Annotated in this window: 7 protein-coding genes; all 7 read left to right on the forward strand. The window is 38.2% G+C overall.

The window, feature by feature from the left end:
- Positions 1 to 103: 103 nt before the first annotated feature.
- The 7 genes from NQ542_RS14460 (at position 104) to NQ542_RS14490 (ending at position 13,199) form a co-directional block, all read left to right on the forward strand.
- On the forward strand, positions 104 to 1,237 hold the full coding sequence (locus NQ542_RS14460) for a metallophosphoesterase family protein (protein ID WP_005639672.1): 1,134 nt from the start codon (positions 104 to 106) through the stop codon (positions 1,235 to 1,237).
- Positions 1,238 to 1,326: 89 nt separating this feature from the next.
- Positions 1,327 to 2,349: an MBL fold metallo-hydrolase gene (locus NQ542_RS14465; protein ID WP_005649803.1), complete on the forward strand. Its 1,023-nt coding sequence runs from the start codon at positions 1,327 to 1,329 to the stop codon at positions 2,347 to 2,349.
- Between the two features lie 879 nt (positions 2,350 to 3,228).
- Positions 3,229 to 3,711, forward strand: a complete 483-nt coding sequence (locus NQ542_RS14470; protein WP_005645211.1) for an RNA polymerase sigma-70 factor — start codon at positions 3,229 to 3,231, stop codon at positions 3,709 to 3,711.
- Positions 3,712 to 3,767: 56 nt separating this feature from the next.
- Positions 3,768 to 4,817, forward strand: a complete 1,050-nt coding sequence (locus NQ542_RS14475) for a FecR family protein (protein WP_005639678.1) — start codon at positions 3,768 to 3,770, stop codon at positions 4,815 to 4,817.
- Between the two features lie 183 nt (positions 4,818 to 5,000).
- Positions 5,001 to 8,408, forward strand: coding sequence for a TonB-dependent receptor (locus NQ542_RS14480; RefSeq protein ID WP_005639680.1), 3,408 nt, complete (start codon positions 5,001 to 5,003; stop codon positions 8,406 to 8,408).
- 17 nt (positions 8,409 to 8,425) lie between these two features.
- Entirely contained in the window at positions 8,426 to 10,189 is a 1,764-nt protein-coding gene (locus tag NQ542_RS14485) for a RagB/SusD family nutrient uptake outer membrane protein (protein ID WP_005639682.1), read from the forward strand.
- Positions 10,190 to 10,202: 13 nt separating this feature from the next.
- Positions 10,203 to 13,199: a glycoside hydrolase domain-containing protein gene (locus NQ542_RS14490; RefSeq protein WP_005649807.1), complete on the forward strand. Its 2,997-nt coding sequence runs from the start codon at positions 10,203 to 10,205 to the stop codon at positions 13,197 to 13,199.
- The last annotated feature ends 58 nt before the right edge of the window (positions 13,200 to 13,257 follow it).

Raw genomic sequence — 13,257 nt, forward strand, 5'->3', positions numbered from 1 at the left:
TGCAAAATGTGAATAACGAAAATAAGGGGTATAAAATGAAAGGTTTTTATACCTCTTATCTTAAATCAAGATTATATTTTACATCATATAAAAGAACCATATCATGAGACGAAGAGCTTTTCTAACAATTAGTGCAACATCGCTTGCCGGTTTGGCATTCGGAAACCGATTGTCTTCTTTATCTGAATCGAACCTGGAGAAAAAATATTCGATCGTATTGTTAGGCGATACACACTTTGATACGGAACCGGCCAGTGTGTATCATGCAGACTATAATGAACCGGTAGAATGGTTGAATCGGGTACAGCGTGCTGAATTTGCCCGTAATGGGGAAATGTGGCGAGAGCGTTGTCCTTTGTTACTTAAACGGGCTGCCCAACTGATTGGCACTGACACCAAAATGGTATTTCAATTGGGCGACTTGATTCAAGGAGATTGCGGTAATCCGAAGGTTCACAAAAAAATGTTAGATGACGTGATGAACCGCTTTAAGTCAGAACTTCATGGTTTGCCTTTTGTGACTGTGACGGGTAATCATGATATCCGTGGAACGAACGCAAAAGAGGCTTATCATACTTATATGCCGGAACGGATGTCTGAGGAATTGGGAAAGTCCATTACGCATACGAACTTTTTTTTCACGATCGGCGATGATGCATATATTGTACTGGATTTCAATGATCCGGATGATACACTCATTGATCAGATGCTAAAAGAGTGTGAAGGAGCCCGACATACATTCGTATTGACCCACGGTCCGGTTCTGCCCTATGACGGAGGAAGTTGCCGATGGTTCTTCCACGGGGGAAAGTCGGCTGAAGAGACTGCTGCGCGTAGACATTTTCGTAAAGTATTTGCCCAGCGGAACGCCTTGTGTATCTGTGGGCACATTCATACGACTGAATTGGCTGATTGGCATGGGGATGGTGGCCGCATTACACAAATGACGGTCAATAGCGTCTGGTCTAAACCGGAATTAGGGACCTATTCTTGTACGTCGGATCAGCCGCGGGATTACGGTAATATTCACGAAATGGCTAAATCCAATAAAAAAGAGGATGGATCCAAATATGAGGATGACAGTGGACTGCTGAATGAATATAAGCCAGGTCTGAGAACTTATATCCGTTCGAATTCGGCAGGCTCTTATAAAATGAATGTTTCTGATCGGCATGTGACTATCGATTTCTATGCGGGTAATTCAAAGGAGATTAGTAAACATTTCGTGTTGAGGTGATAAACGCGTACTCATCCGGATATCGCTTTATTGAATGTGACGCGAAAGTAGGGTAATATTTCACGAGCGAAAATTAAATAATTATTTAAATGAGAAAGAGTGTATTTTTATTGTCATTGTTTGTTTTGCCATTGTATATGTTGTTACAAGCGCAGGAAAAAACGGCGCCTTTTTGGGGTAAGCAGGAAGTGTATCTGATGAATCAAACTGAAAAAACGTTTCATTTAGTAGATGCTCTCTTAAAAGAGAACCCTCCTTCCTCCGGTAATCCGGCATTAGCTCGTAAAGCAGCATTGCAATTATTGGATGGTATATTCCATGATACGCGTTTGGATGGTAGTAAAACGCTTTCGCAGTTTATGGAATCTCGTTTGAGCGGACTTTTGGAAGACATGCAGAAACCTTTGGAAGAGGGTATGAAAGTGTATAAACTCTATAATGACGGATTTATAGTAAAGACAAAAAGTGTCACTGTCGCTTTTGACTTGTACCGTGGGGGAGCGATGAAGGAATCTCCTTCTTTGATTTCGGATGAAACGATGCAAGCTATTGTTGCCCAGTGCGACATTATGTTCCTTTCTCATAATCATCCGGACCATATAGATCCGGTTGTCGTAAGGATGTTTACGGATATGGGAAAACAAGTGATTGCCCCGAACAATAGTTTGGTAGGGAATAAATGGGTGACCCACATCCGTTCGGAGCAGATTATCGATAAGGAATTTAAAACAAAGGGGGGCAAGTTAGATGTAAAAATATTACCGGGGCATCAAAGTGAACTGATTAACAATATCCATGTCGTGACGACTTCTGAAGGTTTTACTTTCGCACAGACGGGTGACCAATATAATGAAGAGGACTTGACGTGGTTATTGGATGTGAAAACAAAAATTCCTGCATTGGATGTTTTGTTGATCAATTGTTGGGCGAATCGTTTCTCCGATACGATTGAAGGGTTCGATCCAAAACTCGTGATAACGGGGCATGAAAATGAATTAGGACATACGATTGATCATCGTGAGTCCTATTGGACTTCATTGATTAAATTGGAGGATGTTAAAAAGCCCAGTTGCTTAATGACGTGGGGAGAGGTCTATTGGTATAAACGATAGCTCGATTTTTATTAACTATCATCCGGATTTTGAATATGCAGGAATCCGGATAAGGTGTTATTTGGGTTCTGTTTTTATTTAAAAGTTGGCATGTTTTCGTTAGTCAGGTGCAATTTACCATATGATAAATTACAATAACCTCTTTTTGTGTCCTTTTTCTATTTTACTTGAAGTTTCAGTTTGTTTTCATTTTGCTTTGTGCTTTGATTTCGATACTTAAAGCTGACTGCGAACGTTATGAAGTTGGTATATTGTCCGAATATTGACTCAGTTTTGTCAGTCAAAACAGATAAAATGCAACAATGTGGTAAACTTTAACTGCTGGAGAATCGAATATTTGCGGGCAAGGTCGAGACATGGGCCATTTGTGGAAAAAATTTTTTCGTCTTTTCGCTGTGAGGTACGCAGGAATTTACCACGACGACCGTCTTTGTAGACGGTGAGCTGCTTGGTTCATAGGTAACGACGACCGTCTTTATGGCGATGAAGTCTTTTATCATGGTGGTGGCGACTGTCTTTGTGGTGATAAACGGCAAAATAGATGGAGAAAAACTCGCTTTGTCCAAGAAAAAGCGATGTCTGAATTTATTCTATCGTTGAGTCATCCTAATGTTAAATAAACCATTAATTACAATAAGGGGAGGGAGATAAGATGCCAATTGAAAGGTCTTTATTCGTTCAGCACACGAAATGAACTTTTCTTTCAATCGTTAAAAAACCTCTTATAAGTAAAAATATAACTTTTCCGTAAGTAGTTTTCCCGGATAAATCGTCTATACTTGTAGAAACGTTTCTTTGTTAGCATGTGTTATGGATAGACCGAAGGAGGATGATCGAGAGTTGATTCAGTTCAAGGAGTTATATAAATCAATTGCTCCAATGCTGATTTTCTACGCTGGAAAGTATGTAAATGCTGTTACTGCAGAGGATTTGGTGCAGGATGTGTTTCTTAAAGTTTGGCAAAAGAGGACTTTTTTGTTCTTGAAAGAAGGGATTAAAACTTATTTGTATCGCTCCGTTCAGCATGCCTGTTTGGATTATCTGAAGCATCAGGAGGTAAAAGGTGATTATATTAATGCCGTCACGACCAAATTAAAAATAGAAGAGATATATTACAATGACGATCCGCAATCCTTGTTTGCGGAAGACGAGCGCCTGGAGCTTATCTATAAAGAGATGGATAAGTTGCCGGATAAGTGTCGTGAAATCTTTACAATGTCCTATCTGGAAGAACGAAAAACTTCGGAAATAGCTGTACTGCTTAATATTTCCACTCGTACGGTGGAGGTACAACTTTATAAGGCATTGAAGATTTTACGGGGTATTTTGCTTAGCTGTTTGATTTTTCTTTCAAATTTTTGAAAATTGCGTAAGTAGATCTGAAGAGATAATCGTGTATAATATAAACGAACATCGGAATGTCTGAAAAATATAGCATAGAAGAATTAATAGTCCGCTTCCTGCAGCAGGATATAAATGAGGATGAGCTTCGTTACCTGAAGTCCTGGCTGGAAGAAGATGTGGAACATAAGTCTTATTTTTTCGAGCTGAAAGGTATTTCGGATTCCAGTCGTCGTTCTTTTTTCTCGAAGGAAGGCTTGAACGAAACAAGCTGGCAGAAAATGTATGCCCGCATAGAGAAATTGCAGGAGAAGGAACCTTCTCGGGATAAATTACGTGTCCGTAATTTATGGATTTCATGGGTAAAATATGCAGCGATCGTCATACTGGCTGTCGGATTAGGTTGGGGAATTCATGCATTTTATGGAAAGGTAGAATCTTCTTACCTGGCGGAAGAAAATGTAGTATATAACGAGATACATGTTCGGAAAGGAGGGCGTGCCAATACGGTAATCCTTTCTGATGGAACAAAAGTCGTATTGAATGCTGCAACGACGTTCAAGTATCCGACCAGTTTCAATGGGAAAAACCGGCAGGTTTACCTGGATGGCGAAGCTTATTTCGAGGTGACTAAAAATGAAGAAAAACCTTTCGTTGTAAAATTGAATAAACAGGATATAACGGTATTGGGTACGACCTTCAATGTGCAGGCTTATGAAAACGAGTCTTATAGCGTGGTTACGCTTTTGAGCGGCCGGATTATGCTGGAGGCTTTCAATGAGTTCAGCGAATCCACGGGGCGTATGTTTATGAAGCCTAACCAGTGCGCCTTGGCCGATAACGAGAGCGGATCGATTTCGTTGTCCGAAGTGAATGCTTCTCTGACGAATGCTTGGATAAACGGCGAGTATAAATTTAAGGACGAACCTTTATCGTCTATAGTCAAACGTCTGGAGAATTATTATGATGTACGGATCCATTTGGATGATCCTCGTCTGGAACAGATCCGGTATACCGGGACGTTTTCGTTGGATCAGGATATTCTGGACGTGTTCCGTATTATTGATTACGAGAAACAGTTTGTTTTCAAACGGATAAAGAAAGACATATTCATAATAAGCAAATAAATTGTAGAACCTCTAAATCTGATTGCCTATGTACAAAGTTCCGACCTTTTAAAAACAGAATCGGAAAATGGTTGCGACATTTCCCGATTCAAGACTTATTTTTAATTAGTTAACCGATCTCTTTCGCTCTCGTCTGGAAAACTCTGCGAATGAGACAATTTAATAACAAAAACATCCAAATGTATGAAAAAGAAACGAGATGACAGTGTTTCATTGTCACTAAAAGTAACACGTATCATGAAAATAACACTAATACTTATATTAGTAGGAGTTATTCAAGTATCTGCTACAACGTACGCACAGGAACATCGGATTTCTGTATCTGTGAAAAACGGAACTTTCTACGATGTCGTTTCACAGATCGAAAGACAATCTGAATTTATGTTTTTCTATAAGAGTGAGGAGATAGATGGTAATCAGCGAATCAACTTAAATGCAAAAAATAAATTGGTTTCAGAAATACTGGATGAAATTACCAAAAATAATAATTTGACTTATAAAGTAACAGGTAAACATATTATTATCACGAAAACAGCAATAACCTCTCAGATAACTAAAGAAATTGTGGGGGTAGTTACAGATGAAAGAGGTGAGCCAATTGTAGGAGCGAATGTGGTTGAAAAAGGAACAAGCAACGGTACGATAACGGATTTAGAGGGGAAATTCTCGTTAACAGTATCTGAAAAGTCTGTGCTGATAGTTTCTTATATTGGTTATAATACTCAAGATGTGACAGTAACGTCGAAGACCGTATATAATATTCAGCTAGAAGAAGATTCTCAAGCATTGGATGAGGTTGTCGTGGTTGGATATGGTACACAAAAGAAAGTTAACCTGACGGGTTCAGTGGCATCTGTTAGTTCTGATGAAATTAAAGATCGTGTACAGACAGATGTATTAAGTTCTATCCAAGGAACGGTTCCTGGCGTTACTATCGTATCTCGCCCAGGGAAAGATGTGTCTATTAATTTTCGTGGTCGTGGTAACTTGGGAACATCGGAACCTCTTTATGTGATAGACGGAGCAATTGCTGATGCAACTTTCTTTTCTAATTTGGATCCAAATAGTATAGAGAGTATTTCTTTTTTAAAAGATGCAGCCTCTTCAGCTATTTATGGTTCACGTGCTGCATACGGAGTCGTATTAGTTACGACAAAACAAGGAAAAGACGGGCGAATGGAAGTCTCTTATAGTGGTATGGTTGGAATGAAGGCTCCGACTTATACACAGGATTTGGTTAATTCATGGGAATATGCCGAACTATATAATGAGGCCTTATACAACACAAATCCTTCTGCCGGTAAAAATCAGGGATACTCAGATGAAGAGATAAATTTGTTTAGGAACGGGACAAAACCGGATTTATATCCAAATACGAATTGGGTGGATTTATTATTTGATGACTGGACTGCCACGACAAAACATTCTTTGAATTTTTCAGGAGGAACAAAAAAATTACGTTATTTCGCAGGATTAGGTTATGTTTATGATACGGAGAATATACGAAACAGAGATACGCGTCGATATAATTTAAATTTGAATGTAGCATCTGATGTAACTGATTGGTTAACGTTTAGAGGAAGTGTGAAATATATACAGCGTAATAAAGATGTCGATGGAGGAACACCTTCCTTTGACAATATATTAATTGTTCCCAGTACGTTTGTAGCCCGTCAGTCTACGGGTGAGTGGGGATCTGTCGAATCAGGACATGAGGCAAGTGGTACATTTGTTGGTGGAAACCCGTTGCGGGCTTATAGTACGAATGATTGGAGCAAAAATACAATTGAGAATTCAATGTATGAATTGGGATTCGATTTAAAACCTTTGAAAGATCTGGTTATTACGGGACAAGGCACTTATAAGTCGTATGAATATAAAAATAAGGCTTATGTGAGTTTAAAGGATGATGTTCCAAGTTTTCTTAATCCAGGTACAGTGATAGGTGGTACGGGTAATACAACTAACTCGATGGAAGTTAATTGGAAAAAACATAGTTTTTTAACTTACACTGGAATGGCTAATTATAGCTTGACGAAAAATATTCATTCACTTTCGGTTTTAGCTGGAGTATCTTATGAACATTATCAAGAAGAGACATTAATGGCTTCCCGACAAGATTTTCCTGCAGATTCTTTTAGTGATTTGTCGGCAGGTGCGACTTCTGGGGCATTGTATCAAAATGGTTCTAGTATGCAAGAATATAAAATGTTTTCTTATTTTGGACGTATCAATTATACGTTGATGGATCGGTATCTGTTTGAAGCGAATTTTAGAGCAGATGCTTCTTCTCGTTTCTACGCGGATAATCGTTGGGGGTATTTTCCTTCGTTTTCTATGGGATGGAGGATTAGTGAAGAGCCATTTATGAAAAGTATGCGTCATATTATCGATAATTTAAAATTTCGTGTTTCTTATGGTACTTTGGGAAATATTAATAATGTGGGTAATTATGATTATTTCCAAAATTATTCGGGGACCGGTTATTATTCTTTTGACGATACATCGGCCAAAGTAATTAAGGAGTCAAAGCCTGCTAATCCTTCGTTGAGTTGGGAAAAAGTAGCATTGACTGATATTGGTTTGGATTTCGATTTGTGGAATGGTAAACTGAGTGGTACAGCTGATTATTATATTAAAAATACGAGTGATATATTGCTTGCTTATAATGTTCCATTGGAAACAGGTATATCAAATGCACCTTCACAAAATGTAGCAAAAGTTCGTAATAGAGGTTTTGAATTCGCATTGACACACCGCAATACAATAGGTGAGGTTTCTTATATGGTTAGCGCAAATATTGCGACGAATAATAATGAAATAACGGATCTATCTTCTTCAAATGACATTATTAATAACTTGGAAAATGGTCATGGTGTAGCTAAATATATTTTACGAGAAGGAGAGTCTATCGGTTCTTTCTATGGTTTTGAAAGTGATGGTTTGTACACGCAGGAAGAGATTGATGCTGGACATTATTATACTTATGGAGGTGTAACACCGAATGCTGGTGATACGAAATTTGTTCCTCAGCGAGAATTGGATTGGGGTGAAGAAATTACAGATAGTGACCGTACAATTATCGGTTGTGAAGTTCCTGATTTTACTTATGGGATTAACCTTTCAGTTAATTATAAAAACTTTGAGTTTTCTATATTTGGACAAGGTATCTGTGGGGCAGATGTTGCTTTTGAGGTTTATCAGGTACACCCGTTTTTTCATGGACAAGATAATCCGAGGAGATACCATATGGGTAGATGGAGTGAGGAAAATCCTAATCCTCATGCAATTTATCCCAGAATTTATACGGCAAGTAGCCCCCATACTACTTATAATAGGGCATTTAATGATTATCATGTATTTGATGCGGATTATTTCCGTTTTAAAACAATGACTATCGGATATAATATACCCAGGAATATAGTCTCACGTTTGGGTATGTCTTCGTTAAAAGTCTATTTAACTGGGGAAAATCTATTTACGATTCGTGCAGATCATAAGATGAAAGATTTTGATCCAGAAGCAACAAGTAGTACGGTTCGTGCCTTAGGTAGCAAATCTTTGGCATTGGGAGTGAATGTTTCATTTTAATAGGAGGAAATTGGTTTATGAAATTATATATAAAAAATTTGATTCTGTTTTGTTCATTAGTGAGTGTGTTGACATCTTGTGATTTGGATGTTGTACCGCCGGCTGAAATTTCTGCAGAGAATTTCTGGAAAACGGAGAAGGATGCGTGGTATGCATTGAATGGTTGTTATCAATCTATGCCTGCTGTGGATATTTGGGATGAAATGTGTACGGATAATGCGCATAGTCATAAACCGTGGGAAGGGAATATGGAAATGGTTCAACAAAATGGCATTAATACGGCGGCTCCTTATGGAAATTATGATTTTAATGCTATTCGAACTGCAAATACATATATTGCTCGTGTCGACGAGTGCGATATGAGTGAAGAACTAAAAGTCAGGACAAAGGCTGAAGCACGTTTTTTTAGAGCTTTTGCATATTTGACCTTGACGCAATATTTTGGTAAGGTGGCTATAGTTACAGAAGAATTACCTTATGATGCTCCGACAATTGCTCGTAATTCTGTGGAAGAAGTTCGTAATTTTATATTAACAGAGTTAGCGGAGGTTGCTGAAATATTACCAGAAAGTTATAGCGGTGGATTTATGAATGAAATAGGGCGTGTAACGCGATATGCAGCTTTAGCATTGCGTTCTCGGGCCGCACTGTATTTTGGTAATTATGAAGAAGCAGAGAAATCAGCAAAAGCAGTGATAGACAGCGGTAAATATTCATTGTTTAAATTGACTTCACTGAATGCGGCTCAAGAGCAAGAGGCTGAGGAGATGGACTTGTATATAGACTTCGCTGAACTAGGAATTGATAAAGATAAATTTATAAAGGGCATGTTCAGCTACGAAGCTCTTTGGCAAGGTGCAAACGCGACACCTGCAAATCCTGAATATGTTTTGACTCATGAATATATGGGTGATCCGAATGCTTATGATCAATATCGTTATACTTATTTTATTCCGTTATCAATGTCTATTCAAAATGGTTATTCTTCTTTTGAACCAATGCAAGATTTGGTGGATGCTTATTGGAAAGTAGATGGAAAAACACTTCCGGAAAAGATTCAAGTAGATGCTCGTAAGGCCAATTATGAGAAAATTTGGAATTATGCAAAAAATTTGAGTGAAGAAGATTATAAAACGTTTGCTACCAGTCCAGAGTTGATGTCTTATGATTATATGAAAGAATTTAAGAATCGTGATAGTCGTTTGTATGTGACATTGATGTTTCCGTTTAAAGGATGGCATGAAACAGCTGTGGGAGAGTTTTATTATAAGTGGAATCCTGATGTAATCAATAAGGACGGAAATGAATCTTGGACCGGTTTCAGTTATCGAAAAATGGTTGCTTGGGAACCTTATATCGCGAGTGTATATGGGTCTGCAGATGATTATCCGACCATTCGTTATGCAGAAGTTTTGTTGACGTTTGCAGAAGCTCATTTAATGACAACAGGATATGATGATCAGGTTCGTTTTGCATTGAATCAACTACGTGACCGTTGTGGTATGCCAGATGTTCCAGAATCTTTAGGAACACAGGAAGCAATAGATTTTTTGCGAAAAGAAAGACGCATTGAGCTAGCTGTGGAAGGTCATCGTTATGATGATGTCAGGCGTTATGGTAATGAATATTGCCAAAAGTATCTGCAAGGTCCGTCGACTGCTCCGAATGGTGCAGTTGTGGTTGATAAAAAGTGGAATGAACGTTTGATGCTGATGCCAATACCCACTACGGCTATAGATGTAAATCCGTTGTTGAAAGAAGACCAAAATCCAGGATATTAAATAGACGATGGATATGATGAGGAAATATATAGAATATATAGTGTTGTTTTTATTTTTATTGTCTTGTTCCTCAAAAGTGGAAATACTGACTGGGGATAGCCAATATCAGCCTTTTGCTCCTGATGGAATTCCTTTTGTTGTTGCGGATTCTATGTGGAATGTTGATATGCGAGGTAACCATAGAGCAGTTGTACGAGTTTCCGATATAAATAGCAATACAGCCGTTAAGGCTGTATTGCCTTGGCGACGTCCAGATTTACGTCCGGAGACTAAAAAAGTTGTAGTTGTGGATGGACAGACTGGCATAGAAATAAAGAATGTCGAGATTCTGGATTTTTCTTCAGAGTCTGGAACGATTATATTTGAACCAATTTCAGGAGAAGGGCTCTATTATATCTATTATTTGCCGTATAAATATAGAAAAGGAGCTGGTGATGCACGTTACGGTAAACCTTGGAATGATTATCTTCCCCCTATTTATGAGGTAGACGGCAAATGGAAGTCTGAATTACCAACTAATTTACCGATAGCCCAGGTTCTTCGTTTTGAAAGTCGAACGAAATTGGATGCTTTTACTCCAATGGGGATTATCGCGACGATAGATGAGACCGATAGCTTGTTGCAGCAGTACCCAGAAACGCCGATTTTGTTTCCGGAGGATAGAGCATTTCCTATTCGTTTGACAGATCGATTGCCAATTCGTTGGATAGAAAAGGGACCGGCTAAATCTTTTGCTGGTGTAGCTTTGCGAAATGAGTATTATGTTTGGCAAATTGGAGTGTGGGCTGCTCATGAAGGGCTGGATAACGTTAAACTTTCATTTAGCGATTTGAAAAATGGTTCTACGAAAATAGCAAAAGAATCTATTACTTGTTTTAATCAAGAAGGTATAAATTGGGATGGGAAACCAATAAGTTTTGATATCCAGATTCCAAAAGGAAAAGTGCAAGCTCTTTGGTGTGGAGTTCAAATTCCGGAAGATGCCAAAATCGGAACTTATGTGGGGACAATTGATTTTCAGGTAAATGAAGTCGTTACAAAAACGATTCCATTAGAAATAACAGTCACGGGAGAAGTTTTGGCTGATAAAGGAGATGGAGATCTTTGGAGGCATGCAAGGTTGAGATGGCTGAATTCTCAAATAGGAGAAGATCGTGAACCGGTCACTCCTTTTCTTCCGATGAAAGTAAATGGCAATATAATTCAGGCAACAGAGAAAACATTTCGTATTGCTTCCAACGGGCTACCGGCTTCGATAGAAATTAACGGCAAACAGGTTTTGGCGAAACCATTTCGTTTTGTTGTTGTTACAAATGATGGTGATATTGCTTTTGATGCGGAAGATGCTGTTCTGAAAAAAGAGGCGGATGGAATGGTTTCTTGGATATCATCTTATGAAAAAGACGGGATCCATTTTATCAGTAATGCTTTTATGGAATATGATGGCTATGTGCATTATGATTTGAAAGTTTCGACAGAGCGGGATTTAATTGTGAAAGATATACGTCTGGAAACGGATTATACACCTTATGCCTCGGAGTATTTTATGGGAACTGGTTTTGACGGAGGTTTCCGTCCGGTAACTTATCAATGGAATTGGGATGGACCTTGGGATAGTTATTGGATGGGAAATGCTTTGGCAGGTTTGCATGTAGAATATAGAGGAGGCAGTTATCATGGTCCTTTATTGAATGATTATAAGCCTGCTCCTTCGAGAGTTTGGGCAAATAGTGGAAAAGGTATGATAAAGGTGTCTGGAGCAAAAGGGTTAGGTGCAAAAGTTATAGCTAGTACGGGAGTGGATACATTATCGATTCAGCCGAAAAATTATGAATTTGCATTGATGATAACTCCTTCTAAAAGATTGAATTCAGGTAAGCATTTTTCTGAACGCTATTATCATGCCATACATTCAGGGTTTGATAAGGCGGCAGAGGAAGGAGCAAATATTATTAATATTCATCATGCTAAGCCTTTGAATCCAGTTATTAATTATCCATTTATTGTGCGAGATTCTTTGGTTGCATTTATTGATCATGAGCATAAATTCGGACGGAAAGTTAAGCTGTATTATACCATTCGGGAATTGACTAATTATGCTCAAGAGATTTATGCTTTAAAAAGTTTGAATCATGAGATATTTGTTTCTGGGCCTGGATATGGATTGCCATGGCAATGTGAGCATTTGATAGATGACTATAAGCCTGCATGGTATACAGAATTACCTCAGGATTGTTCGGATGCAGCATTAGTATTGAATGGATTTTCACGTTGGATTAATTATTATTTGGAAGGTTTGCGTTGGATGTTTGAAAATTATGAAATAGATGGTATTTATATGGATGATGTTTCTTTCGATCGTACTGTTATGAAACGAATTAGGAAGATTATTGCGAAATATCGCCCCGATGCTTTAATTGATCTTCATTCAAATACTGGGTATTCCATAGGTCCGGCTAATCAATATACAGATTTCTTCCCGTATGTGGATCGATTGTGGTTTGGTGAGAGTTTTAAATATAATCAAATGCGTCCGGATGAATGGCTTGTTACTTTTTCTGGGATTCCATTTGGTGTTATGAGTGAAATGTTACAAGACGGAGGAAATCGTTTTCTGGGAATGGTATATGGAACGACAGCCCGTCATTCGTATGGACGATTTTCTCCTGCTCCTGTATGGAATCTGTGGAAATCCTTTGGTATAGAGGAGGCGAAAATGTTAGGATATTGGGATGAATTTTGTCCTATAAAAACTTCTGATCCAGAAGTTAAAGCTACTGCTTTTGTGAAAACAGATAGTATTTTGATTTCTGTAGGTAATTTTTCTGAATCGGATAGGAATGTTCATCTGATCATAGATTGGAATTCTTTAGGAATGGATAAGACGAAAGCACTATTGAAAGCTCCGTTTGTCAATGATTTTCAACAAGCTTCTACATTTAGTTTAGACGAGATGATTCCAATAAAACGAAAAGAGGGATTGTTATTGATCCTGTCTATTTCAAAATAGTTTGGAACAAACATAAAGAATGGAAAGGAGAATCTTTGGTTTCATGTTTAAAAGATTT

It is taken from the genome of Parabacteroides merdae ATCC 43184 (assembly GCF_025151215.1).
Lineage (GTDB): Bacteria > Bacteroidota > Bacteroidia > Bacteroidales > Tannerellaceae > Parabacteroides > Parabacteroides merdae.

Excerpts from the sequence above, each read along its gene's own strand:
- NQ542_RS14460 (WP_005639672.1), top strand. The coding sequence starts at position 104 with ATGAGACGAAGAGCTTTTCTAACAATTAGTGCAACATCGCTTGCCGGT.
- NQ542_RS14465 (WP_005649803.1), top strand. The coding sequence starts at position 1,327 with ATGAGAAAGAGTGTATTTTTATTGTCATTGTTTGTTTTGCCATTGTAT.
- NQ542_RS14470 (WP_005645211.1), top strand. The coding sequence starts at position 3,229 with ATGCTGATTTTCTACGCTGGAAAGTATGTAAATGCTGTTACTGCAGAG.
- NQ542_RS14475 (WP_005639678.1), top strand. The coding sequence starts at position 3,768 with ATGTCTGAAAAATATAGCATAGAAGAATTAATAGTCCGCTTCCTGCAG.
- NQ542_RS14480 (WP_005639680.1), top strand. The coding sequence starts at position 5,001 with ATGAAAAAGAAACGAGATGACAGTGTTTCATTGTCACTAAAAGTAACA.
- NQ542_RS14485 (WP_005639682.1), top strand. The coding sequence starts at position 8,426 with ATGAAATTATATATAAAAAATTTGATTCTGTTTTGTTCATTAGTGAGT.
- NQ542_RS14490 (WP_005649807.1), top strand. The coding sequence starts at position 10,203 with ATGATGAGGAAATATATAGAATATATAGTGTTGTTTTTATTTTTATTG.